Source organism: Streptomyces sp. NPDC001222, from assembly GCF_042896945.1.
Taxonomy (GTDB): Bacteria; Actinomycetota; Actinomycetes; order Streptomycetales; family Streptomycetaceae; genus Streptomyces; species Streptomyces gibsoniae.
Map to the genome: position 1 here is coordinate 52806 of NZ_JBIAXT010000031.1, position 22828 is coordinate 75633.

Genomic DNA, 22828 nt, shown 5'->3' on the forward strand with positions numbered 1-22828 from the left:
CGCCCCTGCGCGTGTCAGCAAGGTGAGTTGAGGAACTCCGTGGCTTCGGCGCAGGATGGCGGCCATGACCTCCAGCGCGCGCCCCTTCCTCAACCGTCGGCTCGCCGAGTTCGGGACGACGATCTTCGCCGAGATGTCGGCCCTCGCCCTGAGCACCGGAGCCATCAACCTCGGCCAGGGCTTCCCCGACACCGACGGCCCGGAGCAGGTCCGCGAGGCCGCCGTGCGGGCGCTGCGCGACGGGCGCGGCAACCAGTACCCGCCGGGCCCCGGCGTCCCCGAGCTGCGCACGGCCGTCGCCGAGCACCAGCGCCGGCGCTACGGCCTCGGCTACGACCCGGACACCGAGGTGCTGGTCACCGCGGGCGCTACCGAGGCGATCGCCGCGACCCTGCTGGCGCTGCTGGAGCCCGGCGACGAGGTGATCGCGCTGGAGCCGTACTACGACTCGTACGCCGCCTGCATCGCCATGGCGGGCGGCCGGCGCGTACCGGTCACGCTGCGGCCGCACCACGACGGGGACGCGAGCTTCCGCCTCGACCTGGACGAGCTGCGCGACGCGGTCACCGACCGCACCCGGCTGCTGCTGATCAACACCCCGCACAACCCGACCGGCACCGTGCTGACCCGCGAGGAGCTGTCCGCGATCGCCGAGCTGGCCGTCGAGCGGGATCTGCTCGTCGTCACGGACGAGGTGTACGAGCACCTGGTGTTCGACGACGCCGAGCACGTACCGCTCGCGACCTTCCCGGGCATGCGCGAGCGGACCGTCACCATCTCGTCGGCGGGGAAGACGTACTCCTTCACGGGATGGAAGGTCGGCTGGGTGACGGCGGCACCCGGCCTGGTCACCGCGGTGCGGTCGGCCAAGCAGTTCCTGACCTATGTGTCCTCCGGGCCGTTCCAGTACGCCGTCGCCGAGGCGCTCGCGCTGCCCGAGACGTACTTCGAGGAGTTCCGGGCGGATCTGCGCGCCAAGCGGGACCTGCTCACCGCCGGACTCACGGAGGCGGGCTTCGCGGTGTTCCGGCCGGCGGGGACCTACTTCGTCACCACCGACATCCGCCCCCTCGGCGAGAGCGACGGCTTCGCCTTCTGCCGTGCCCTGCCCGAGCGTGCGGGGGTCGTCGCCATTCCGAACGCGGTCTTCTACGACCACAAAGAGGCGGGGGCACCCTACGTCCGGTTCGCGTTCTGCAAACGCGCCGAGGTGCTGGCGGACGCGACGGAACGGCTCAGCAAGGCATTCACGCGCTGACCACCGTCGGGATCGGCCGCTCCTTTCATCTGTTCCCGCTCTCCCACTGCCCCCTCACGTCCACCCCCGGGCGTCGCGAACCAGGTGCTCGTGGAGCCGCGCCAGCCGGGGTTCGGAGAGGGTACCGGAGCGTATGGCCAGGTAGAGGGTGTTGATGGGGGATCTCCGGTTCCAGGGGGGACCCACGCCCCCGAGGCCAGTGCCGCGGCGCACAGATAGGCCGGCAGGACCGAGATGCCCGCCGACGAGGTGACGGCCGCGATCACGGCGCGCAGCGTCCTGATGGAGGAGACGGTCCACATGGCCGTCGCCGCCGACATGGTCGCCGCACTCGGCGGGAGCCCTGGCGCCTCCCAGCCGCCAGGCTGGGGTCTCGGCGGTGGTGCTGAAGTTGCCTATGGTGGCTCTGTTGCGTGAGTGCACGGATGAGGGGTCGGCCGGGTGACGGCGGCACCAGGCGTTCAGCGGCTGAAGGCCCTGGCGGACTGACACCGCCGGGCCGATGTGGCGCGCTCCGGCCCATCGGCCGGGGGCGGGCGCCCCGTACGCGGGAATTCGCCCCCGCACGGCCGCGCAAGCTTCGTAAACCGGGCGTGATCGGAGGATGGTTCCGGTGTGACCGACACCAGGACCATCCCGGCCCCCGCCCCACCGGGCCCGAGGAACAGCGACCGTGTCCGGCCGGCCGGGGACGGCCGGCGGCTGCCGACGACGGCCGCCGCGGCCCTCGGGCTGTTCTTCGTCTCCCGGCTGTGCGGCGGCCTCGTGCTCGCCCTCGTCGCCCGGTCCACGGGCAAGCACCCCCTGCTGCTGCTCGGTCACTCCTGGGACTCCGTCTGGTATCTGGGGATCGCCGCGCACGGCTATGGACACATCCTGCGCAACAGCACCGGCGTCCACTACGACCTGGCGTTCTTCCCGCTCTACCCGGGTCTGGTCCGCACGGTCACCACCCTCACCCCGCTCGGCGGCGTCCAGGCGGGACTGCTGGTGTCCTGGACGGCCGCCGTGGTCGCCGCGTACGGGATCTACCGGATCGGCGTACGGCTGCACGGCCCCGCCGTGGCCACCGTCCTCGTCGTGCTCTGGGGGCTGCTGCCGCACTCCGTGGTGCTGACGATGGGCTACACGGAGCCCGTGCTGACGGCGTGCGCCGCCTGGTCGCTGTACGCGGTCCTGACCCGGCGCTGGGTCTGGGCGGGGACACTGGCGGTCCTCGGCGGCCTGTCCCGGCCCAACGGCTGCTCGGTGGCCGTCGCGGTGCTCGTGTCGGCGGCGCACGAGGTGTGGCGGGCGCGCGGTCGCGGAGTTTCCCACAGGCTGTGGACGGGCGCGGCGCTCGCGCCCCTCGGCTGGAGCAGCTATGTGCTGTGGGTCGGCCACCGCAGGGGCGATCCGCTCGGCGGCTACTTCGCCGTGCAGCGGCTGTGGGGCTCGCGGTTCGACTTCGGGCACGGTGCGCTGCGCTTCACCGAGCACATGGCGCTGCACGGCACCCGACTGCTGTTCCCGATGGCCCTGGTGATCGTCGGGGTGAGCAGCGTGCTCTTCGGGCTGCTGATCGCGGACCGCGCCCCGCTGCCGCTCGTCGTCTACAGCGGCGTACTGCTGGTGATCGCGCTCGGCGGCTCCGGGTTCTTCGAGTCCAAGCCGCGCTTTCTGCTCCCGGCGTTCCCGCTGCTGACGGTGGTGGCGCGGGCGCTGGTACGGACGGCGAGAGCCCGACCGTGGCACGCCATCATCGTGGCGAGCGCCCTGGCCGGGCTCTCTTTTGTCTACGGGGCGTATCTGGTCGTACTCGCCCGATCGCCCCTCTAGGGGGATCTACTCCCCGTCGTCCTCGGGCTTCTCCGCGTCGTCGACTTCCTCCGCGAGGCCGAGCTGCTCGACGAGCCACCGGTCGAACTCGATGGCTGCGCGCACCCAGCTCACGGTCGACGAGACGAAGTGGTCCAGACTCACGCCGGTGCCGATCAGCATCTGCGCCTCACCGATGAGGCGGACGGTGCCGTCGTCGTGCGTGTGGGTGTAGACCTTGGGCCACAGGGTGCGCCGGTTCCAGTCGTCGATGGACTCCAGCAGCTGCGGCTTCTCGTCGATCTGGTGGGGACGGTCGTAGAACGTCCGCACGGAGAAGACGGCCTGGTCGCCCTCGCCGCGGAACATGAAGTACGTACGGAACTGCTCCCACGGTGCGACGAGGTCTCCCTCTTCGTCAACGAGGTGCTTGAGCTCCATCTGGTCCAGGAGCTGCTTCACGAGGTCCTGATCCGGAACCACGGGGCCCGCCGGCGGCTGCGGCTCGGGCTGGCCCCCGAAGTTCGGAATCGAGGACGGGTCGATGCTCACCGTGTTCTTCCCTTCGTACGGATTCCGCCATCCTCCCTCATCCGGGGAGGGGGCTGGCAACCCTGAACGGGTCGTGTCCGCCGGGGGCTGACATGATCTGGCCGGTCTCCGCCGCCGGGCGGACCGGGCCGTCGGCTTCGCGGGCGTCGCGCCGCCCGACCGTACGTGCGAGGCGCACTGCACCTCGTACAGCCGGCCGGACCAGTCGTACGAGGGCAGCCGGCGGATGCCGCGGGCCGGCGTCGACGACGTCGAGCCGACCGTGGTGCACGAGGACGGGCGTACCGCCCTCGTACACCTCTGCACCCACGCGGGCTGACCGGGCCCGGCCGGATCGGCGGCGGTCAGAGAGACTTGCCGGACGCCGGGCCCACCAGCAGCCCGTCCCCGAACGTGTCCACCCGGACCGTGTCGCCGTCCTTGACCTCGCCTGCCAGGATCTCCTTGGCGAGCCGGTCACCGATGGCGGTCTGGACGAGGCGGCGCAGCGGCCGGGCGCCGTACGCCGGATCGTTGCCCTCGTCGGCGAGCCAGGCCAGGGCCTGCGGCGTGACCTCCAGGGTGAGCCGCCGTTCGGCCAGCCGCTTGGCCAGGCGGTCGATCTGAAGCCGGGCGATCCGGCTCAGCTCGTCCTTCGACAGCGCCGAGAAGACCACCAGGTCGTCGAGCCGGTTCAGGAACTCGGGCTTGAAGGAGGTGCGGACCACCTCCAGGACCTGCTCCTTCTTCTCCGCCTCGGTCAGGAGCGGGTCGACCAGGAACTGGCTGCCCAGGTTCGAGGTCAGCACGAGGATCACATTGCGGAAGTCGACCGTACGGCCCTGACCGTCCGTCAGCCGGCCGTCGTCCAGCACCTGGAGCAGGATGTCGAAGACCTCCGGGTGCGCCTTCTCCACCTCGTCGAGAAGCACCACGCTGTACGGGCGGCGGCGCACCGCCTCGGTCAGCTGGCCGCCCTCCTCGTAGCCGACGTATCCGGGCGGGGCGCCGACCAGCCGGGCGACGCTGTGCTTCTCGCCGTACTCCGACATGTCGATGCGGACCATCGCCCGCTCGTCGTCGAAGAGGAAGTCGGCGAGCGCCTTGGCCAGCTCGGTCTTGCCGACACCCGTCGGGCCGAGGAAGAGGAACGAGCCGGTCGGGCGGTCCGGGTCGGCGATACCGGCCCGGCTGCGGCGTACGGCGTCGGAGACGGCCTGTACGGCCTCGGCCTGGCCGATGAGCCGCCGGCCGAGCTCCTCCTCCATGCGCAGCAGCTTCTGCGTCTCGCCCTCCAGAAGGCGTCCGGCGGGGATGCCCGTCCAGGAGGCGACGACGTCCGCGATGTCGTCGGGGCCGACCTCGTCCTTGACCATCGTGCCCTTGGACGCCTCCTCCTCGGCCTCGGAGGCGGCCTCCAGCTCCTTCTCCACGCCCGGGATCTCGCCGTACAGCAGCTTGGAGGCGGTGTCGAAGTCGCCGTCGCGCTGGGCGCGTTCGGCCTGGCCGCGCAGGTCGTCCAGCTTCTCCTTCAGCTCGCCGACCCGGTTGAGGGACTGCTTCTCCTTCTCCCAGCGGGCGGTCAGGCCCCGCAGCTCCTCCTCCTTGTCGGCGAGGTCGCGGCGCAGCTTCTCCAGCCGTTCCTTGGAGGCCCGGTCGGTCTCCTTGCTGAGCGCGAGTTCCTCCATGCGCAGCCGGTCCACGGCGCGCTGCAGCTCGTCGATCTCGACCGGGGAGGAGTCGATCTCCATCCGCAGCCGCGAGGCGGACTCGTCGACCAGGTCGATGGCCTTGTCGGGCAGGAAGCGGGAGGTGATGTACCGATCGGAGAGGCTGGCCGCGGCGACCAGCGCGCTGTCCGCGATCTGCACCTTGTGGTGGGCCTCGTAGCGGCCCTTGAGACCGCGCAGGATCGCGATGGAGTCCTCGACGGTCGGCTCGGCGACCAGCACCTGCTGGAAGCGGCGCTCCAGGGCCGGGTCCTTCTCGATCCGCTCGCGGTACTCGTCGAGGGTCGTCGCACCGACCATGCGCAGCTCACCGCGCGCCAGCATCGGCTTGAGCATGTTGCCGGCGTCCATGGCGGAGTCCCCGCCGGCGCCGGCGCCCACCACGGTGTGCAGCTCGTCGATGAAGGTGATGATCTGGCCGTCGGAGTCCTTGATCTCGGCGAGGACGGTCTTCAGGCGCTCCTCGAACTCACCGCGGTACTTGGCGCCCGCGACCATGGCGCCGAGGTCCAGCGCGACCAGCCGCTTGTCCTTGAGGGACTCGGGCACGTCGCCCTTCACGATCCGCTGGGCGAGGCCCTCCACGACGGCGGTCTTGCCGACGCCGGGCTCACCGATGAGCACCGGGTTGTTCTTCGTACGGCGGGACAGCACCTGCACCACGCGGCGGATCTCCTGGTCCCGGCCGATGACCGGGTCGAGCTTGCCGTCACGCGCGGCGGCGGTGAAGTCGGTGCCGAACTTCTCGAGGGCCTTGTACTGGCCCTCCGGGTCCGGGGTCGTCACCCGGCGTCCTCCCCTTGTCCTCTGGAACGCGTTCAAGAGCTTCTTGGCGTCCGCGCCCTGGCCGGTCAGGACCTCCCCCGCGGCGCCGCCCTTGGCGGCGATGCCGATGAGCAGATGCTCGGTGGAGAGGTACTCGTCGCCGAGGTCCTTGGCGCGCTTGCCCGCGTCGGCGATCACGGCCAGCATCTCGCGGTTGGGCTGGGGCGGTGCCACGGTCGACCCGGTCACGCTGGGCAGACCGCCGAGCACGCGCTCGGCGCCGGCCCGCACGGAGGCCTGGTCGGCGTCCACGGCGGCCAGCAGGTCGATGATGTTCTCGTTGTCCTGCCCCTCCAGCAGCGCGAGGAGCAGATGGGCGGGGGTGAGGTCCGGGTGCCCCTCGGCAACGGCCCGGCTGCTGGCCGCGTTGATCGCGTCCCGGCTCCTGTTGGTCAGCTCGGCGTCCACGTTCCCGTTCTCCTCCTTGCGTCGGCCGCTCAGCTGTCGTCAGCCCTTCGGTCTGACGCGAGCAACGTACATAAAGTTGAGTCTATTCCACTCAAGGAGCCAAACGGGAGGGAGACCGGCGAGGTTCCGCGACCGAGAGCCGTTCGCTCACCCACCCGGGGGCGTCCGACGTCCGGTACCCCGGATCCGGGCAGGAGCAGCACCCGACCACCCTTCCCGGCCCGGAGGGCGGCACGAAGGCCGCTCCGGCCGTAGGGGAATACGCGCCGGGCGCGGGCGCGACTCGGTGATCGCCGGCGGACAGGGGGCGCGGACCCGACGGCGGGCGCGCAAAGGGGGCGCGGACGGCCCGGCAAGGGGCCGCAGCAAGTGACACGAGGGGGCGCGTGTGACATCGGGGAGGCGCGCGCAGCGACGTCATCACGGACGGTGAGGGGGTAGCCCGCGGGCGAACCCCAGGTAAGGACCGATTCCAGCCACCGTGGCAACACGGCATACCCGGAGTTTCCGCACAAACTGCAGCGGCGTCACCGTGTTCAGGTCACGGTGACGCCGCTGCGGGGGGAAGCACCTGAGCGATTTGTTACGACGGGGGAATCGCGTCAGGCACTGCGGGGGGTGGCTGAGACAGTCCGCATGACCGGGGTGTCCGGTTCGACCAGCCGGTGGTCGCGCTGGTCCAGATTCACAAAGATCATTCCGTACCGTATGGCGCACCGGACAGGCTGCGGCGCCCCCCGAGGCCGTCGCAGCAGCCGGTAGGCCCGCACATCGTCGTCCTCGTCACGGGCGACGACGACGGGCTCCCCGAACACGGTCACCATCAGCGAGTCACCGTTGTGCGGGATGGCAGTGGCCAGGTCGATGAAGTGCCAGCCGGAGCGGTAGGCCGTGGCCATCTCGCGACGGAAGGTGCGGTCGTCCGGAGGAGTGGTCACATCAGCTCCACACGCTGTCATCTGGGCCGACGGGTGTGGCACTATCGCCGGCCGCGGAAGAAGCGGGTACCAACGACCAGACACTGTCCGCTCGTACGTCCTCCTTCGCGCCGGCGAGCCCACTCAACGTTCCGAAGGCCACAACGGCGGAGAAGGTGGCGACAAGCACCGAGCGAAGCATTCTCTTACCCATAGTCGGCTTCGTCCTCACTTGAAGGTCCCCTCTTCCCCCGTCGACTAAGACGATGGCTCATTCGGGCACGTCATGGCCACACAATCGGTGCATCATGTTCCTGCATGTTCAGGACCCTGGGGGGTGGAGGTTTGACAACCAATCGGGCTAAAGCGACACATCCCCATGCCTTGACCGAACTGTGCGAGGAGGGCGGGCGTCTTTACGCGAACGCCCTGCGCACAGGGCGTATCGCACGCGCCGACGCGGAAGAGGCCCCGTGTCTCATGGAGTTCGCCCTCCTCCATCCCGATCCGGACGACGCCAACTGGCTGCGCCCGGTTCCGCCCTCGGTCGCCCTGGCCCAGCGGCTGAACCCGATAGAGCGTGAGATCTCCGAGCGCAGGCGGCTGTCGACCAACCTGGCCGAAGCCTTCGAGCCGTTCATGGCCCTCAGCGCGCAGGTGACCGCGCCCACCCACTCGATCACGGTGCTGGAGGGGCTCGACCGGATCAACGCGGCACTCGACCTGGCCACCGCCCAGTGCCAGAACGAGATGCTGACGGTCCAGCCGAGCGGCCACCGCCCCGAGCGCCGGCTCATCGAGGGCCTGGAGCGCGACCGGCCGCTGATCGAGCGCGGGGTGCGCATCCGGACCCTCTACCAGCACACGGCCCGCTACAGCCCGGAACGGCTGGCCTACGTGGACCAGTTCACCGACGGCAAGGCCGAGTACCGCACCATCGACGAACTCGTCGAGCGGCTCATCATCTGCGACGAGGCGGTCGCGTTCATCCCCATCAGCGACGACCGACAGGTCGCCCTGGAACTGCGGCACCCGGGGCTCGTCCGCTATCTGGTGAAGGTCTTCGAGTTCATGTGGGGCCGGGCGGTGCCGCTGCGAGCGGGCACCCCCTACGAGACCGATCCGGACGGCATCACGGACATCCAGCACTCCATCGCCAAGCTCCTGGTGGAGGGCCATGTCGACGAGGCCATCGCCCGCCGCCTGGGCATGAACGTGCGTACCTGCCGCGCCCACATAGCCAAGCTGGCCACGGCCCTCGGCAGCGGCAGCCGGGCACAACTCGGCTATCTGATAGCGAAGTCGGGGATCCTGAGCCAGAGCAACCCACTGGCCGGGGAAGGCGGCCCGGGGCCCCGCGAGGGGGGCTCATAGGCCGACGGGAGGCTCCGGGGCCCGAGCGGTGAGGGGCAGCAGTTCGGGCGCCTGCGAGGGCCCGTCCAGGCCCGCCTGGGCGATCCGGACGCCCAGTTGGGTACGGCTCGCCGCGCCCAGCGTCTCGGAGAGCCGGGCGATGTGCGCCCGGCAGGTGCGCACGCTGATGCCGAGGCGTTCGGCGACCACGGCGTCCTGGTGGCCCTCCGCGAGCAGCGCCGCGATCGAGCGTTCCCGGTGGGTGATGCCGTCGATACCGGTCTCCGGCAGCGGGGACGTCAGCGGGATCGCCAGACGCCACAGCCGTTCGAAGATGGTCACCAGGTAGTCGATCAGGGCCGGGTGCCGCAGTTCCAGCGCGATGGTGCGGTCGGGGTTGGCGGGGATGAAGGCGACCGTGCGGTCGAACAGGATGAGGCGCTCGGGCACCTCGTCCAGGGTGCGGGCCTCGGCCGCCTCGCCCATCAGCTCCATGTAGGTGTGCAGCCCCTGGCCGTGCCGGGCGACATGCGTGTACAGATCGCGCATGCGGACGCCCCTGCGGCGCATCTCCAGCGCCCGGTGCAGGCCCTCGGAGAGTTCGTCCTCGCGGCGGATACCGCCGGGCTGGACCGTCAGCACCTCGCGTGTGCACCGCTCGGTCGCCTCGTCCATGGCGGCCCGGATCCGCGGCAGCCCGTCCAGGACACGGATCGCCACGCCCTCCGCGGAGCCCTGCTCACGGCCGCCGAGCCCGGCGTACCACTCGACCGCGGCCACCGCCGCCCCGACCCGCGCCTGACTCGCGCTGACCTCCTCGTGGACGCCGCGCAGCAGCCGCGTCATGACCTCCTGCGGGGAGGTCGGCACCAGCCAGTCCATGTCGTCGGGATCCGGGTGCAGCAGCGCGAGTTCCAGCAGACAGGGCACCGGCGCGGCGTCCGCGCGGGGCACCCGGCCCCGGCGTACGGCCCGGGAGTACACCCGGTTCCCGGACTCGCAGAGCCGGTCAGCGCCGTGCGGATGCGCGTCCGTCCCGTGCCCGGCCATCTTCCACTCCTGGCTCCAACTCCCGGCTCAGCGTCCTGCAGCGTGTTCGCAGCGCAACTATGCGCGGAGCCGCCCGCCTCCGCAACAAGGCTCCGCCGCCCCAACGCCCGCACTTGCCGGGAATGTCCCGAATTCTCCCTCCCTCCGGAAGTTCCGTCTGCACCCAGTTGACGGAGGGTCGGGGCGGCCCGGTCCGGCGGAAGACGAAACGGCCGTGGTGGACGGGCGACGCTGCCCTCCACCACGGCCGTTGCTCCAGGAGCGGCGTGCCCGCTACTTCAGACCGATCGCCGTGCACGCGGCCTTGTACTTGGGGGTGCAGATGTCCCCGACGGTGTAGATGTTGTCCTGGATGACCGTGTCCTTGATGTTGGACTTCGTCAGCGCGACCACCGGCACCAGCATCGACGGGATCTTCTGCTGCGTCGGGCTGTCGACCTTGTCCCGGGTCAGCGCGTCGAACTCGATCGAACGGCCCTGAACCTTGGCCACCGCCATCTCCGCGGCGTTGTTGGCCTCCTCCGGGTACGACTTGTACACGCTCATGTACTGCTCGCCCGAGACGATCCGCTGCACGGCGGCCAGCGAGGCGTCCTGCCCGGTCACCGGCGGGATCTTGCTGATGCCCGCTTCCTTCATCGCCTCGATGACGGCGCCGGCCACGTCGTCGTTGGCCGAGTAGACACCCGCGATGTTGCTCAGGCCGACGGCCTGGATCGCCTCGACCATGTTCGCCTTGGCGTTCTCCGGCTTCCAGTCCTTCGTGTCGTAGGACTTGACGATGTTGACCTTGCCCTGGAGTTCGCTGAGCGCGCCCTCCTTGAACTGCGCCGCGTTCGGGTCGGTGACCGAACCGTTCATCATGACGACCTTGCTGGTCTCCGCCTTGCTGCCGAGCGCCTCGACGAGGGCGCGTCCCTGCACCTGGCCGACCAGCTGGTTGTCGAAGGAGATGTACGCGTCGATCGGCCCCTGGGCGAGCCGGTCGTAGGCGATGACCGGGATGCCCGCCTCGTGGGCCTTAGTCACGCCCGCCTTGAGGGCCTTGGCGTCCACCGGGTCGACCAGCAGCACATCCACCTTGTCGGCGATCATCTGGTCGAGCTGCTCGCTCTGCTTGGCCGCGTCGGCGTCGGCGTTCTCGTAGACGACCTTGCCCTTGTCGTGGGTCAGGGAGCGCACCTGGTCCCGGATGATCAGGTAGTCGAACTTGTCGTACCTCGGGTTCTCCTTCTCCGGCAGAAGAAGACCCACTGTGATGTCGTCGCCCTTCTTCGGAGACGCGGAGCTGCTGCTCCCGCCGACTCCGTCCATGACGCCGCACGCGGCGAGAGAGACGGCCGCCGCGGACGCGGCCAGGGCTATGGCGGTTCGACGCACAGCGGTCCTGCGGGTGGTACGAGCGTTCACATCAGATGCCTTCCGGGCGGGGGAGCAGCATTGCGACCCAAGTGGCTGAAAGCCAACGCGGCGACGGCATGCAGCGTCAAGAAGAACGGGTTAACGAGATGGCAACAGCATCCGAGTGGAAGTCAAGTGAAGACCAAGAAAGCGCGCCGCCAGGGCCTTTGCCAAACCTCCGCCTGATGAAGATCTCCGCCGTCACCTGCGGAGATCCGGAAACCTACGCTCCGTCAACTCCTTTGTGGTTAGCCACCGTTCACACCTGACGCCAAACGTGAGCTGCATCACGCATCGGCACATCTCTCACTCTCCTTACGTCGACCGACCCTTGCCGCACACCGCGCACCTCACACAAAGGGCAAGTCGTGGGGTCGTAAAGATCTGTCCAACCTCTTCCGAGTCTCGCGTGTCCTGGTCACGAACGCCTTTCCGCGTCTCGATCCGAGCAGAGGACCGAATGAACCCGGCCAGACGACGCGTCACCGCCGCGGCCGCCACCGCCGTCGTGCTCGCCACCGCGGGCGCCCTGCTCACCGCCGCCGCTCCCGCCTCGGCCGCGACCTCCTGCACCTCGCCGGTGTTCGAGCGGCAGCTCTTCGCGAACACCGGTCTCACCGGCACCCCGAGGAGGACCGACTGCGACAGCGCCGTCGACCAGAGCTGGAGCGGCGCCCCGGTCTCCGGGCTGCCGGCGGACCGGTTCGGCGTCCGCTAAACCGTCACCCGCGACTTCGGCTCCGGCGGACCCTTCGCCTTCGGTGCCGGCGGGACCGACGGGATCCGCGTATGCCTCGACGGCGTCCGGAAGCTGAACCTCTGGTCGGACACCCGCGGTTCGCGCTCGACGGGGCCCCACCTGACCGTCCCCAAGGGCACGCACACCCCTGCGGATCGACCATGTGAACCGGACCGGCAAGGCCGCCGTCGAGTTCACCTACGCACCGCGCGCTTCCGCCACCGTCGACAAGGTGAGGCCGCCGGCCCCGGGCGGGCGTCACGGTCGCCTACGACAAGGCGACCCGCAAGGCGAAGGTCTCCTGGGCGAGGAACAAGGAGATGGACCTCGCCGGCTACCGCGTCTACCGCCGCCCGAGGGGCGGCACCGGCTGGACGAGGCCGACCACGACGACGGCGACGACGACGTACGCCGACGCTCCCCCGGCGACCGGTCAGGTCTTCTCCTACGAGGTCCGCGCCCACGACAGGGCGGGCAACGAGCTCGGCCTGTACTACTACCGCGTCGTCCACACCGCCGCGTCGGGCGCCGAGAAGGCCGTGCGGAGCCAGGCCTACGGCATCCGGGACTCCTGGCTCCGACCGCATGCGAAAGGGGCGGTACCGGAACGAGGTCCGCTACCGCCCCTTCGGGACAGGTCAGTCGCCCTGCTGCTGCCGCTTGGGCCGCCAGACCACGAGCGCGCTGGTCTGCTGCACCTCCTGGTACGGCACCAGGTCGCGGCGGTACGAGGCGTGCACCGCCGCCTCGCGCTGACGCATCGTCGCCGCCGCGCCCTCCAGCGCGTCCTGGAGTTCCGCCACGCGGGACTGGAGCGCGACCACCTGGTTCTCCAGTTCGATGATGCGCTTGATGCCGGCCAGGTTGATGCCCTCGTCCTGCGACAACTGCTGCACCTGGCGGAGCAGTTCGATGTCACGGGCCGAGTAGCGCCGGCCCCGGCCCGCGGTGCGGTCCGGGGACACCAGGCCGAGGCGGTCGTACTGGCGCAGTGTCTGCGGGTGCAGTCCGGAGAGCTGGGCCGCCACCGAGATGACGTAGACCGGGGTGTCCTCGGTCAGCTCGTACGGGTTACGTCGACGGCCGTCCATCTCCTCAAGCTCCCTTCGCCGCCTGGAACAGCTCAGCCCGCGGGTCCTCGTCCGCGGTCGCCTCGCGATACGCCTCCAGCGCGTCACGAGCCTTGCCCGAGACATCCTTGGGGACACTCACCTCGACGGTGACCAGCAGGTCCCCGCGGGTGCCGTCCTTGCGGACCGCGCCCTTGCCGCGGGCGCGCATCGTGCGTCCGTTGGGCGTGCCCGGAGGCAGCTTCAGCGTCACCGGGGGCCCGCCCAGGGTGGGCACCCGGATCTCGGCGCCGAGCGCCGCCTCCGCGAACGTCACCGGCACGCTCACCGTCAGGTTGTCGTCCTTGCGGCCGAAGATTGGATGCGGATTCACATGCACGACGACATACAGATCGCCGGCCGGGCCGCCCCGCTCGCCGGGCGCGCCCTTGCCGCGCAGGCGGATGCGCTGCCCGTCGGAGACACCCGCGGGGATGCGCACCTGCATCGTCCGGGACGACTTCGCCCTGCCGCTGCCGTGGCAGACCTCGCAGGGGTTCTCCGCGATCAGACCGCGGCCCTTGCAGTCCGGGCAGGGGTCGGTCAGCGAGAAGCCGCCGCCCGAACCCCGCGCGACCTGCCCGGTGCCGACGCAGGTCGGGCACACACGCGGAGTGCCGTTCTTGTCGCCGGTGCCCGAACAGGCCTTGCAGGGTGCCTGCGAGGACATGCGGAGCGGTACGGTCGCGCCGTCCACCGCCTCCATGAAGCTGAGCGTGACCTCGGACTCGATGTCCTGGCCGCGCCTCGGCTGCGTACGCGTGCCCGCGCCGCCGCCACGGTTGAACAGGCCCCCGAAGACGTCACCGATGCCCCCGCCGAAGTTCCCTCCGGTGCCGGCCTGGCCGCCGAAGAGATCGCCGAGGTCGAAGTTGAACGAGCCGCCGCCCGCCCCGGGACCGGGACGGAAGCCGCCGTTGCCGAAGAGGGCGCGGGCCTCGTCGTACTCCTTGCGCTTCTTGGGGTCGCCGAGGACGTCGTTCGCCTCGGAGATCTCCTTGAAACGTTCCTCCGCCTTGGCGTTGCCCTTGTTGGCGTCCGGGTGGAACTCGCGGGCGAGCTTCCGGTACGCCTTCTTGATCTCGGCCTCGGTGGCGTCCTTGGGGACGCCGAGGACCTTGTAGAAGTCCTTCTCGATGAAGTCCTTGGTGCTCATCCCCGACGTCCCTCCTTCCCTACGCGTTCGTGGTGTACGTCAGCCCTCGTCCGGGCCACCGTTCTCCTTGTCGTCGCCCGCCTCGGTGCTCTCCTCGGCCTTGACCGTCTGCGCTCCCGGCTGCGGCTCGGCAACCGCCACCCGCGCGGGGCGGATGGTGCGCTCGCCGAAGCGATACCCGGGCTGCAGAATCGCCACGCACGTCGTCTCGGTGACGTCCGGCGCGTAGCTGTGCATCAGGGCCTCGTGGATCGTCGGGTCGAAGGGCTCGCCCTCCTTGCCGAACTGCTGCAGACCCATCTTCGCCGCGACGGTCTCCAGCGACTCGGCGACGGACTTGAACCCGCCGACCAGCTCACCGTGCTCCCGCGCGCGGCCGATGTCGTCGAGCACGGGCAGGAGCTCGGTCAGGAGGTTCGCGATGGCGATCTCCTTGACCGCGATCCGGTCACGCTCGACGCGGCGGCGGTAGTTCTGGTACTCGGCCTGGAGGCGCTGGAGGTCCATCGTGCGCTCACCGAGCGCCGTGCGAACCTGGTCCAGCTGAGCCACCAGACCGGCGTTCTGTGCGCTTGCGTCCCCCGCCGGGGCCGCCGCCCCCTCCGAAGAGGGGGAGGCGGCCTTCGGCTCGGCGTCCTCAGGGGTGGCGCCGGAGGGGACGTCGGGCTTCTCCTCGAAGCCCGGGGTCTCCTCCGTCACGCGGCACCGTCCTTGCGCTCGTCGTCCACGATCTCGGCGTCGACCACGTCGTCGTCGGCCTTGGCCTGGCCGGCACCGGCGTCACCGGCGGCCTGCGCGGCCTGGGCGTCGGCGTACATGGCCTGGCCGAGCTTCTGCGAGACGGCCGCGACCTTCTCCGTGGCGTTGCGGATCTCGGCGGTGTCCTCGCCCTTGAGCGTCTCCTTCAGCTCGGCGACGGCGGACTCGACCTCGGTCTTGATCTCGCCGGGGACCTTGTCCTCGTTGTCCTTGAGGAACTTCTCGGTCTGGTAGACGAGCTGCTCGCCCTGGTTGCGGGTCTCGGCGGCCTCGCGGCGGCGGTGGTCCTCCTCCGCGTACTGCTCGGCCTCCTGGCGCATCCGGTCGACCTCGTCCTTCGGCAGCGAGGAGCCGCCGGTGACGGTCATCTTCTGCTCCTTACCGGTGCCGAGGTCCTTCGCCGTGACGTGCATGATGCCGTTGGCGTCGATGTCGAAGGACACCTCGATCTGCGGGACGCCACGCGGCGCCGGCGGCAGACCGGTCAGCTCGAACATGCCGAGCTTCTTGTTGTACGCCGCGATCTCGCGCTCGCCCTGGTAGACCTGGATCTGCACGGACGGCTGGTTGTCCTCGGCCGTGGTGAAGATCTCGGACCGCTTGGTCGGGATCGTGGTGTTGCGCTCGATGAGCTTGGTCATGATGCCGCCCTTGGTCTCGATACCGAGGGACAGCGGGGTCACGTCGAGGAGCAGGACGTCCTTGACCTCACCCTTGAGGACACCGGCCTGGAGCGAGGCGCCGATGGCGACGACCTCGTCCGGGTTCACGCCCTTGTTGGCCTCCTTGCCGCCGGTCAGTTCCTTGACCAGTTCGGCGACGGCGGGCATACGGGTCGAGCCACCCACGAGGACGACGTGGTCGATCTCGTTGATGGAGATGCCGGCGTCCTTGATGACGTTGTGGAACGGCGTCTTGCAGCGCTCCAGCAGGTCGGCCGTCAGCTGCTGGAACTGAGCCCGGGTGAGCTTCTCGTCCAGGTGCAGCGGGCCCTCGGCGGACGCGGTGATGTACGGCAGGTTGATCGAGGTCTCGGTGGACGAGGACAGCTCGATCTTGGCCTTCTCGGCGGCCTCACGGAGGCGCTGGAGGGCCATCTTGTCCTTGCCGAGGTCGACGCCGTGGCCGGCGGCGAACTGCTTGACCAGGTAGTCGACGACGCGCTGGTCCCAGTCGTCACCACCGAGGTGGTTGTCACCGTTGGTGGCCTTCACCTCGACGACGCCGTCGCCGATCTCCAGCAGGGACACGTCGAAGGTGCCGCCACCGAGGTCGAAGACGAGGATCGTCTGGTCGTCCTTGTCGAGGCCGTAGGCCAGCGCGGCCGCGGTCGGCTCGTTGACGATGCGCAGGACGTTCAGGCCCGCGATCTCGCCGGCCTCCTTGGTGGCCTGACGCTCGGAGTCGTTGAAGTACGCCGGGACGGTGATGACCGCGTCGGTCACCTTCTCGCCCAGGTACGCCTCGGCATCCCGCTTCAGCTTCTGCAGGATGAACGCGGAGATCTGCTGCGGGTTGAAGTCCTTCCCGTCGAGCGCGATCTTCCAGTCGGTGCCCATGTGACGCTTCACGGACCGGATGGTCCGGTCGACGTTGGTGACCGCCTGACGCTTGGCCACCTCACCGACCAGCACCTCGCCGTTCTTGGCGAAGGCGACGACGGACGGCGTGGTCCTGGCACCCTCGGCGTTGGTGATGACGGTGGGCTCGCCGCCCTCCAGAACGCTGACGACGGAGTTAGTCGTGCCCAGGTCGATGCCGACCGCACGTGCCATTTCGATTCCTCCAGTGACTTGAGTGGAACAGGCTCAAGGATGCACGAGGGATCGCACGGCGTCAACAGACCTGAGTCGCACCGACTCAACTTTCGTCCGGCACTATGTGGCAATCACAAGAAAGCCCCAGGTCAGAGCCCGGGTGACGGGCGGATCGGACGGTGCTCAGGCGTCCACTCCGGCACCTTCCAGCAGCCGGGCGAGACTGGTCACCTGCCCGTCGATCTCCCGGGCACACCCCTGCAACTCATGGTGCGGTCTGCCCCAAGGGTCCGCGATGTCGTCCTCGTACGGCTCGACCGGGGCGACGCGGCCCCGGCGGGCGGCCGCGGCCGCCACCACGCCGTCGATCCGGCCGCGGTCCGGCGCCGCCGCGGCCCCGGACGCCAGCCGGACGAACTCCTTCAGGGTGAAGCAGCGCCGCAGGGCCACCGGGGCGAGTCGCACGGCCGCCTCCCGGTGCTCCCGGGCCAGCCCGAGGACCAGCGCCGCGCCCCCGACCAGCTCCGCGCCGAGCGGCCGGGCCGCGAAGCCCGAGCCGTCACCGCCCAGCGCCTCCAGCAGGGCCCGGGTGGCGCACTCCATGCCTGCCCGGGGCCACGCCTGGGTGCCCGCGCTCTCGGGCCGTACGCCCGAACCGGGCCGCAGTCGCGCGGCCAGCAACCGCTCGGCCAGCGCCGAGCGGTGCACATTGCCCGTACAGACGAACAGAACCCGGGTCATGCTCCGCCGTCCCGCATCATGATCCGCCCACGCCACGCGCCGCCGGGGGCGCGCCGGCCCCGCCCCGGGGGGTCGAGGCGCGGGGAGCGGGCAGCTCGCCGTACCTGCCGTAGGCGCCGTACTGGTCGCCCTTCGGGGCCGGGTCCATGTTGAAGACGGTGCCGAGCACGCGGACGCCCACCCGCTCCAGCGACTCGGCGGCGAGGCGGACCTGCTCCCGGCGCGTCCGCACCGCGCGGACGACGAGCAGCGCGCCCTGGGCGAGCGAGGCGAGTCCTACGGTGTCGGCGACCGGGAGCAGCGGTGCGGAGTCCACGATGACGACCTCGTAGCTGTCCGCCAGCTCGCGCAGCACCTCCTTCATCCGCGCCGACGCGAGCAGCTCCGTGGGGTTCGGCGGCGCGGCACCGCTGGTGAGCACGGCGAGCCGGCCGCCACCCTCCTGCAGCACGTCCTCGATCCGGGCCTGCCCGATCAGGACCGTGGTCAGACCGGCGTCCTGGACCAGACCGAAGGCCCCGGCCACACAGGGACGGCGCAGATCGGCGTCGACCAGGCAGGTGGACACACCCGCCTCGGCGAGCGAGAGGGCGAGGTTCGCCGCGGTGTTGGTCTTGCCCTCGCCGGGCACCGAGCTCGTCACCACGATGATCCGCGGGCGGTCGTCGACCTGCGCGAACTGCAGATTGGTGCGCAACTTGCGGAAGGCCTCGGCGCGTTTGGAGTGCACATCGGCGCTGACCAGCGGCTGCTTGGGCACGCTCTTGTCGTAGGGGATGCTGCCGAGGCCCGGCAGCGCGGTGAACTCGCCCAGCGCCGCACTCGTCTTGAGGGTGGTGTCGAGGTTCTCGCGCACGGCGACGAGCGCGGCCCCGAGCAGCAGACCGGCCAGCGCCCCCGCCGCCAGATTGAGCACCGGGCGGGGTGAGACCGGGGCGGTGGGGGCGACGGCCTCCTGGGTGACGCCCAGCGAGACGGGGGAGGCCGGCGTCCCGGAGCGCGAGGAGGACCCCCCGGAGTGCTCGGACCCGGCCGCGCGCCGGGGCGTCTCCAGTCGCTCGACGACATCGCCGAACCGATCGGCGACCGCGTTGGCGATGCGTGCCGCGCGCCGGGGCACCGTGTCCCGGACGGTGATGTCGATGAGCACGGTGTTGATCGGGGCCTCGGCGGTGATCCGGGAGGCGAGTTCCTCCGGCGTGGTGCGCAGACGCAGCTTCTTCACCACGAACCCGGTCACCTGACGTGTCGTCACAATTGCCGCGTACGACTGCACTCGGGCCTGCGAGAAACTCTGCCCCTGGTTCAGCTGGGCGGTGTCGTCACCGGTGCGGGTGGCGACGAAGAGCTGGGTCCGGGCCTCGTAGACGGGAGTGCTCAGAGCCGTCGCGGCGAACGCCGCCCCGATCGCGAGCACCAGACTGACCAGGACGGTCGGCCAGCGTCTGGCAAGAGCCTTCAGGAATCCGTGGAGATCCAAGCTGCACCCCTCATAGAACCAAGGGAACCGCCCGAATTGAGGCGTTCTGTTCCCTGTGCGCACAGCCGAAGATAGGGACTCGCGCACACCAACCGGGGGAGGCGGTGCATGTCGGCCCGGCGAACGACCCTGGCGACGCACACCACCCCGTCACTCCATCGACACGATCGCGTGGGCCATCGAGGAAGCGGCCGCTCCCCCATCCGGTGACTTCTGGGCGGTACCGGGTCCGTCGCGGCCAAATGTCTCATTTATTCGATGTATCCAGGTTTTACTTATGGCCGACGCAGCAGCCGCCTGGCCGGGACCGAAGTCGAGGAGAGTGAAGAAATGACGTCATCGCCCAGATGGGGGTGCGCACTGGCATCCGCAGCATCGGCTGCTGTGGTCGTGGTCGCACCGCTGATGGGGGCTCAGACCGCCCATGCGCAGTACCCGCCGCCGCCCCCCACCCTGACTCTCAACACGACCACGGTACGGATCGGCGAGACGCTGACCTTCCACGGCACGGGCTTCGCTCCTCCCCCGGCCGGCTTCCCCGCACGGTTGGTCACGGCGCAGGTGGAGTCGCGTCCGATCGAGATCGGGCGCTTCCTGATCGCCGCCGACGGAACGGTGGACGGCACCGTGACCATCCCGAGGAGGGTCCGCGTCGGCTGGCACACCTTCCGCCTCGTCGAGCGCAATCCCCGCGTGAGCGTCGGAACCCGTATCCGGGTGTTGCCCAGGCTCGGCGCGCCCGGCGGACCCGGCGGACCCGGCGGACCCGGTGGCGGTCACGGCCGTAACAGCTCCTGGGAACACTCCAGGCACCGTGCAAACCTCGCGGCCACCGGCAGTGAGAAGGCCCTGGCCGTCGGCGGCACCGCGGCGGGCCTGATCGCGGCGGGCGGCGGCACCGTGCTGGCCGTACGCCGTCGCCGCAGTTCATGACGGAGCAGGACACCCCTCCCGCGGAATCACGGCGTCCCGGCGGCCCCCGCCGGGACGCCGTCCGCGCGCCCGGCGACGGCTCGCCCGGCGCGGGGGCCCGGATCCGCCGGCGCGTGCTCAAGGCCGCCCTGCTGACCGCCGCCGCGCTGCCGGTGGCCGCCGCCGTCTGGATCGGGGTCACCGGGGTGTTCGCCCGCTCCGAGCTGGTCGCGGCCCAGCGGGACCTGGAGACGCTACGGCAGTCCGCGACGTCCGGCCCGGCGTCCCGCTCCACCGGACAGCGGCTGGCGGCGGTGCGTTCCGCGGCCGTGCACGCCGCCCGGGCGCACCGCCTGACCAGCGGCCCGGCCTGGTACGCGGCGGCCCTGCTGCCGGTCGCCGGGGAACCGCTCGGCACCGTGCGCGGAGCCGCGTCCGCGGCGGACCGGCTGGCCGGCGAGGTGCTGACCCCGCTGGCGGGCGCCCTTCCGGCGACCGGTCCGGACGGCCACGGCGGCGGGATGGCGAAGGTCCTCGCGGGACTGCGGCAGTCCGGGCCGCGGCTGGTGCGGGCCGCACAGGTCACGGCCGAGGTACGGGCCGATGTGCACCGGCTGCCCGAAAGCACCTGGCTGTCCGCCGCCGACCGGGCCCGCGACCGGCTCGCCCGGCAGCTGGACCGCCTCGCGCCCGTGATGACCGATGTCTCCGTGGCGGCCCGCGTCCTGCCGCCGATGCTCGGCGCACAGGGGGAGCGGCACTACTTCCTCGCCTTCCAGAACATCGCCGAGGCACGCGGCACCGGAGGTGTGCCGGGGGCCTTCGCCGTGCTGCGGGCCGACCGGGGCCGGCTGTCCTTCGAACGGTTCGGCAACAACACCGAGATGTCCACGGTCGACGCGGACCTCGACCTGGGGCCCGACTTCACGGCCCGCTACCGGGGCGACGCGCCCACCCGGGTCTGGGCCAACTCCAACATGAGCCCGCACTTCCCCTACGCGGCCTGTATCTGGGCGGCGGCATGGCGCAAGCACACCGGGGAGCGGGTGGACGGCGTGATCGCCGTGGACCCGGTCACCCTGAGCCGTTTCCTCCAGGTCACCGGGCCCGCCCGCACGGCCGACGGCACCGAGCTGACCGCCGCCGATGTGGTGGACCTCACCGAGCGGACCAGCTACGCGCGCTACGGCGACCTCACCCGGCGCAAGGCGTTCTTCGTGGAGGCGGCCCGTGCCGCCGCCGGGCGGCTGATGGCCGCGGCCGACGACGCCGGGGCGCTGCCGGGACTGATGCTCGCCGCGCACGGCGCCGAGCGGGACGGACGGCTGAAGATTTGGAGCGCCCACGCCCAGGAGCAGCAGCTCCTCGAGTCCCGCCCGTACGCCGGCACGCTCCCGGACACCCCGGGCCCCTTCGCGGGCCTGGTGGTGAACAACGCGGCGGGCTCCAAGCTGGACTACTACCTCGACCGGAGCCTGGCGTGGAAGGCGGAGGGGGACGGCTGCTCGACCGGCGACCGCCCGGTCACCGCCACCGTGACCCTGGCCAACCGGGCCCCGGCATCCGGCCTGCCCTCCTATGTCACGCTCCGGGAGGACTCCCCGCCCTACCGCACCCGGCCGGGCGACAACCGCCTGCTGGTCTCGTACTACGCGGGGGTCGGCGCCACCCTCACCGGCGCCGAGCTGGACGGCCGCCCGGCGATGCTCTCGTCCGGCGTCGAACGCGGCCACTCGGTGTTCACCCTGGACCTGGAGCTGCCCGCCCGCTCCCGGCGCACCCTGGTCCTGCATCTGCTGGAACCCCACGCCGACCGCACCCCCACGCTGCTGCGCCAGCCCCTGGTGACCCCGATGCGGACGGCCCTGAAGCCGGGCGGTGCCTGCCATGCGTGACCGTACGGGACCGGTGCCGTCCGGAACGGCCCTGCTGGCCGGGGCGCTGCTGCTGGTGTCGTGCGCCGCGGGGGGCCGCGCCCCCGGCGGCGCTCCGGCGCCCGCAGGGGACCGAGGCTCCCGCCACTCCCCGGCCCCCGCCGCGGGCGCCCCCGCCGCGCACCGGGGCGCCGAGCTTCTGCGGGTCAAGGTGCTGCAGACCCTTCCGCACAACCCGGCCGCCTTCACCGAGGGCCTCGAACTGGCCGGCCGCACGCTCTACGAGGGCACCGGCATCTCCGGCGACTCCTGGGTGCAGGCCGGGCCCCCGGGCCGGAAGCCCACGGTGCGCGCGCCCCTGCCCGAGCCGCTGTTCGGCGAGGGGATCACCGTGCTCGGCCGCACTCTGTGGCAGCTCACCTGGCGGGACCGGATCGCCGTCGAGCGCGACGCCACCACCCTGAAGGAGCTGCGCCGCGTCCGGTACCCGGACGAGGGCTGGGGGATCTGCTTCCAGAAGGACCGGCACCGGCTGGTGACGAGCGACGGCTCGGCCCGGCTGACGTTCCGCGACCCGCGTACGCTCGCGGCCACGGGCCGGGTCACGGTCACCGAGAACGGCGCTCCGCTGCCCCGGCTCAACGAGCTGGAGTGCGCAGGCACCGCCGTGTACGCCAACGTGTACACCACCGACCGGATCGTGCGGATCGACCCGGCCACGGGCGCGGTGACCGCGGACATCGACGCCTCGGGCCTGGTGCGGGCGGACCGGCTCGCCCCCGGAGCCGTGCTCAACGGCATCGCGGCCGTCCCCGGAACGGACCAGTTCCTCGTCACGGGGAAGTATTGGCCCACAATGTTCCGTGTGACGTTCGCGCCGGTCGGCGGCACGGGCCGCTGAGCGCGGGCGGCAGGGCCACAGCGACGCAGATCACCGCCACCGCCACTACAGTGCGGCGGCGTAAGTGGGTAGTCTCAGACGGACTGCATAAGTTACCGCTTAGTAATCGCACCTTCGGAGTACACAGGAC

General features: G+C 70.9%; 19 protein-coding genes. 8 read left to right on the top strand and 11 right to left on the bottom strand.

Annotated features, from left to right (window positions below; genetic code table 11):
• Window positions 1-55: 55 nt before the first annotated feature.
• The 3 genes from ACFY2Z_RS32035 (at window position 56) to ACFY2Z_RS32045 (ending at window position 3076) form a co-directional block, all read left to right on the top strand.
• The gene (locus ACFY2Z_RS32035; RefSeq protein ID WP_390747565.1) at window positions 56-1258 is read left to right on the top strand and encodes a pyridoxal phosphate-dependent aminotransferase; all 1203 of its coding nucleotides are present in this window, start codon (window positions 56-58) and stop codon (window positions 1256-1258) included.
• A 234-nt stretch (window positions 1259-1492) separates the two neighbouring features.
• Complete coding sequence (locus ACFY2Z_RS32040) at window positions 1493-1675, top strand: ferritin-like domain-containing protein (protein WP_390747566.1); 183 nt, start codon at window positions 1493-1495, stop codon at window positions 1673-1675.
• Between the two features lie 198 nt (window positions 1676-1873).
• The gene (locus tag ACFY2Z_RS32045; RefSeq protein WP_390747567.1) at window positions 1874-3076 is read left to right on the top strand and encodes a hypothetical protein; all 1203 of its coding nucleotides are present in this window, start codon (window positions 1874-1876) and stop codon (window positions 3074-3076) included.
• Window positions 3077-3082: 6 nt separating this feature from the next.
• On the opposite strand, the gene ACFY2Z_RS32050 is transcribed toward ACFY2Z_RS32045, so the two are convergent.
• The 3 genes from ACFY2Z_RS32050 to ACFY2Z_RS32060 form a co-directional block, all read right to left on the bottom strand.
• Window positions 3083-3607: a YbjN domain-containing protein gene (locus ACFY2Z_RS32050; protein ID WP_390747568.1), complete on the bottom strand. Its 525-nt coding sequence runs from the start codon at window positions 3605-3607 to the stop codon at window positions 3083-3085.
• 344 nt (window positions 3608-3951) lie between these two features.
• A complete protein-coding gene (gene clpB / locus ACFY2Z_RS32055) occupies window positions 3952-6549 on the bottom strand; it encodes an ATP-dependent chaperone ClpB (RefSeq protein ID WP_390747569.1) in 2598 nt (865 codons plus the stop codon).
• A gap of 602 nt (window positions 6550-7151) precedes the next feature.
• The gene (locus tag ACFY2Z_RS32060; protein WP_388973515.1) at window positions 7152-7487 is read right to left on the bottom strand and encodes a hypothetical protein; all 336 of its coding nucleotides are present in this window, start codon (window positions 7485-7487) and stop codon (window positions 7152-7154) included.
• A 297-nt stretch (window positions 7488-7784) separates the two neighbouring features.
• On the opposite strand from ACFY2Z_RS32060, the gene ACFY2Z_RS32065 reads away from it, so the two are divergent.
• Window positions 7785-8840, top strand: coding sequence for a helix-turn-helix transcriptional regulator (locus ACFY2Z_RS32065; protein ID WP_390747570.1), 1056 nt, complete (start codon window positions 7785-7787; stop codon window positions 8838-8840).
• Here ACFY2Z_RS32065 and ACFY2Z_RS32070 read toward each other — a convergent pair.
• Both ACFY2Z_RS32070 and ACFY2Z_RS32075 read right to left on the bottom strand, forming a co-directional pair.
• Window positions 8835-9869, bottom strand: a complete 1035-nt coding sequence (locus tag ACFY2Z_RS32070; protein WP_390747571.1) for a LuxR C-terminal-related transcriptional regulator — start codon at window positions 9867-9869, stop codon at window positions 8835-8837. The genes ACFY2Z_RS32065 and ACFY2Z_RS32070 overlap by 6 nt on opposite strands.
• A gap of 273 nt (window positions 9870-10142) precedes the next feature.
• On the bottom strand, window positions 10143-11249 hold the full coding sequence (locus ACFY2Z_RS32075) for a sugar ABC transporter substrate-binding protein (RefSeq protein WP_390747572.1): 1107 nt from the start codon (window positions 11247-11249) through the stop codon (window positions 10143-10145).
• Between the two features lie 481 nt (window positions 11250-11730).
• Between ACFY2Z_RS32075 and ACFY2Z_RS32080 the strand changes: the two genes are divergently transcribed.
• Complete coding sequence (locus tag ACFY2Z_RS32080; RefSeq protein WP_390747573.1) at window positions 11731-11988, top strand: hypothetical protein; 258 nt, start codon at window positions 11731-11733, stop codon at window positions 11986-11988.
• A 659-nt stretch (window positions 11989-12647) separates the two neighbouring features.
• Here the strand turns inward: ACFY2Z_RS32080 and ACFY2Z_RS32085 are convergent.
• The 6 genes from ACFY2Z_RS32085 to ACFY2Z_RS32110 form a co-directional block, all read right to left on the bottom strand.
• A complete protein-coding gene (locus ACFY2Z_RS32085; protein ID WP_311696519.1) occupies window positions 12648-13100 on the bottom strand; it encodes a heat shock protein transcriptional repressor HspR in 453 nt (150 codons plus the stop codon).
• Window positions 13101-13104: 4 nt separating this feature from the next.
• Complete coding sequence (gene dnaJ / locus ACFY2Z_RS32090; protein ID WP_390747574.1) at window positions 13105-14274, bottom strand: molecular chaperone DnaJ; 1170 nt, start codon at window positions 14272-14274, stop codon at window positions 13105-13107.
• 39 nt (window positions 14275-14313) lie between these two features.
• Window positions 14314-14973 carry a nucleotide exchange factor GrpE gene (gene grpE / locus ACFY2Z_RS32095; protein WP_390747575.1) on the bottom strand — a complete coding sequence of 220 codons (660 nt, stop codon included), beginning with the start codon at window positions 14971-14973 and terminating at the stop codon, window positions 14314-14316.
• Window positions 14970-16808, bottom strand: a complete 1839-nt coding sequence (gene dnaK, locus ACFY2Z_RS32100) for a molecular chaperone DnaK (protein ID WP_390747576.1) — start codon at window positions 16806-16808, stop codon at window positions 14970-14972. The genes grpE and dnaK overlap by 4 nt, the downstream gene beginning before the upstream one ends.
• Before the next feature lie 165 nt (window positions 16809-16973).
• Complete coding sequence (locus tag ACFY2Z_RS32105) at window positions 16974-17531, bottom strand: low molecular weight phosphatase family protein (RefSeq protein WP_390747577.1); 558 nt, start codon at window positions 17529-17531, stop codon at window positions 16974-16976.
• A gap of 16 nt (window positions 17532-17547) precedes the next feature.
• A complete protein-coding gene (locus ACFY2Z_RS32110) occupies window positions 17548-19011 on the bottom strand; it encodes a polysaccharide biosynthesis tyrosine autokinase (protein ID WP_390747578.1) in 1464 nt (487 codons plus the stop codon).
• Window positions 19012-19401: 390 nt separating this feature from the next.
• Between ACFY2Z_RS32110 and ACFY2Z_RS32115 the strand changes: the two genes are divergently transcribed.
• Genes ACFY2Z_RS32115 through ACFY2Z_RS32125 form a run of 3 tightly spaced genes read left to right on the top strand, consistent with a single transcriptional unit; the run spans window position 19402 to window position 22698 of the window.
• The gene (locus ACFY2Z_RS32115; RefSeq protein WP_390747579.1) at window positions 19402-19944 is read left to right on the top strand and encodes a hypothetical protein; all 543 of its coding nucleotides are present in this window, start codon (window positions 19402-19404) and stop codon (window positions 19942-19944) included.
• On the top strand, window positions 19941-21818 hold the full coding sequence (locus ACFY2Z_RS32120; protein ID WP_390747580.1) for a DUF4012 domain-containing protein: 1878 nt from the start codon (window positions 19941-19943) through the stop codon (window positions 21816-21818). The genes ACFY2Z_RS32115 and ACFY2Z_RS32120 overlap by 4 nt, the downstream gene beginning before the upstream one ends.
• Window positions 21811-22698: a glutaminyl-peptide cyclotransferase gene (locus tag ACFY2Z_RS32125; protein WP_390747581.1), complete on the top strand. Its 888-nt coding sequence runs from the start codon at window positions 21811-21813 to the stop codon at window positions 22696-22698. Before ACFY2Z_RS32120 ends, ACFY2Z_RS32125 begins: the two co-directional genes overlap by 8 nt.
• Window positions 22699-22828: the final 130 nt, after the last annotated feature.

Bases quoted from the DNA above. Each gene is read 5' to 3' on its own strand.
- ACFY2Z_RS32040 (WP_390747566.1), top strand. From the start codon at position 1,493: ATGCCCGCCGACGAGGTGACGGCCGCGATCACGGCGCGCAGCGTCCTG.
- ACFY2Z_RS32070 (WP_390747571.1), bottom strand. From the start codon at position 9,869: ATGGCCGGGCACGGGACGGACGCGCATCCGCACGGCGCTGACCGGCTC.
- ACFY2Z_RS32125 (WP_390747581.1), top strand. From the start codon at position 21,811: ATGCGTGACCGTACGGGACCGGTGCCGTCCGGAACGGCCCTGCTGGCC.
- ACFY2Z_RS32065 (WP_390747570.1), top strand. From the start codon at position 7,785: ATGTTCAGGACCCTGGGGGGTGGAGGTTTGACAACCAATCGGGCTAAA.
- ACFY2Z_RS32080 (WP_390747573.1), top strand. From the start codon at position 11,731: ATGAACCCGGCCAGACGACGCGTCACCGCCGCGGCCGCCACCGCCGTC.
- ACFY2Z_RS32035 (WP_390747565.1), top strand. From the start codon at position 56: ATGGCGGCCATGACCTCCAGCGCGCGCCCCTTCCTCAACCGTCGGCTC.
- ACFY2Z_RS32120 (WP_390747580.1), top strand. From the start codon at position 19,941: ATGACGGAGCAGGACACCCCTCCCGCGGAATCACGGCGTCCCGGCGGC.
- dnaJ (WP_390747574.1), bottom strand. From the start codon at position 14,274: ATGAGCACCAAGGACTTCATCGAGAAGGACTTCTACAAGGTCCTCGGC.
- ACFY2Z_RS32085 (WP_311696519.1), bottom strand. From the start codon at position 13,100: ATGGACGGCCGTCGACGTAACCCGTACGAGCTGACCGAGGACACCCCG.
- ACFY2Z_RS32105 (WP_390747577.1), bottom strand. From the start codon at position 17,531: ATGACCCGGGTTCTGTTCGTCTGTACGGGCAATGTGCACCGCTCGGCG.
- dnaK (WP_390747576.1), bottom strand. From the start codon at position 16,808: ATGGCACGTGCGGTCGGCATCGACCTGGGCACGACTAACTCCGTCGTC.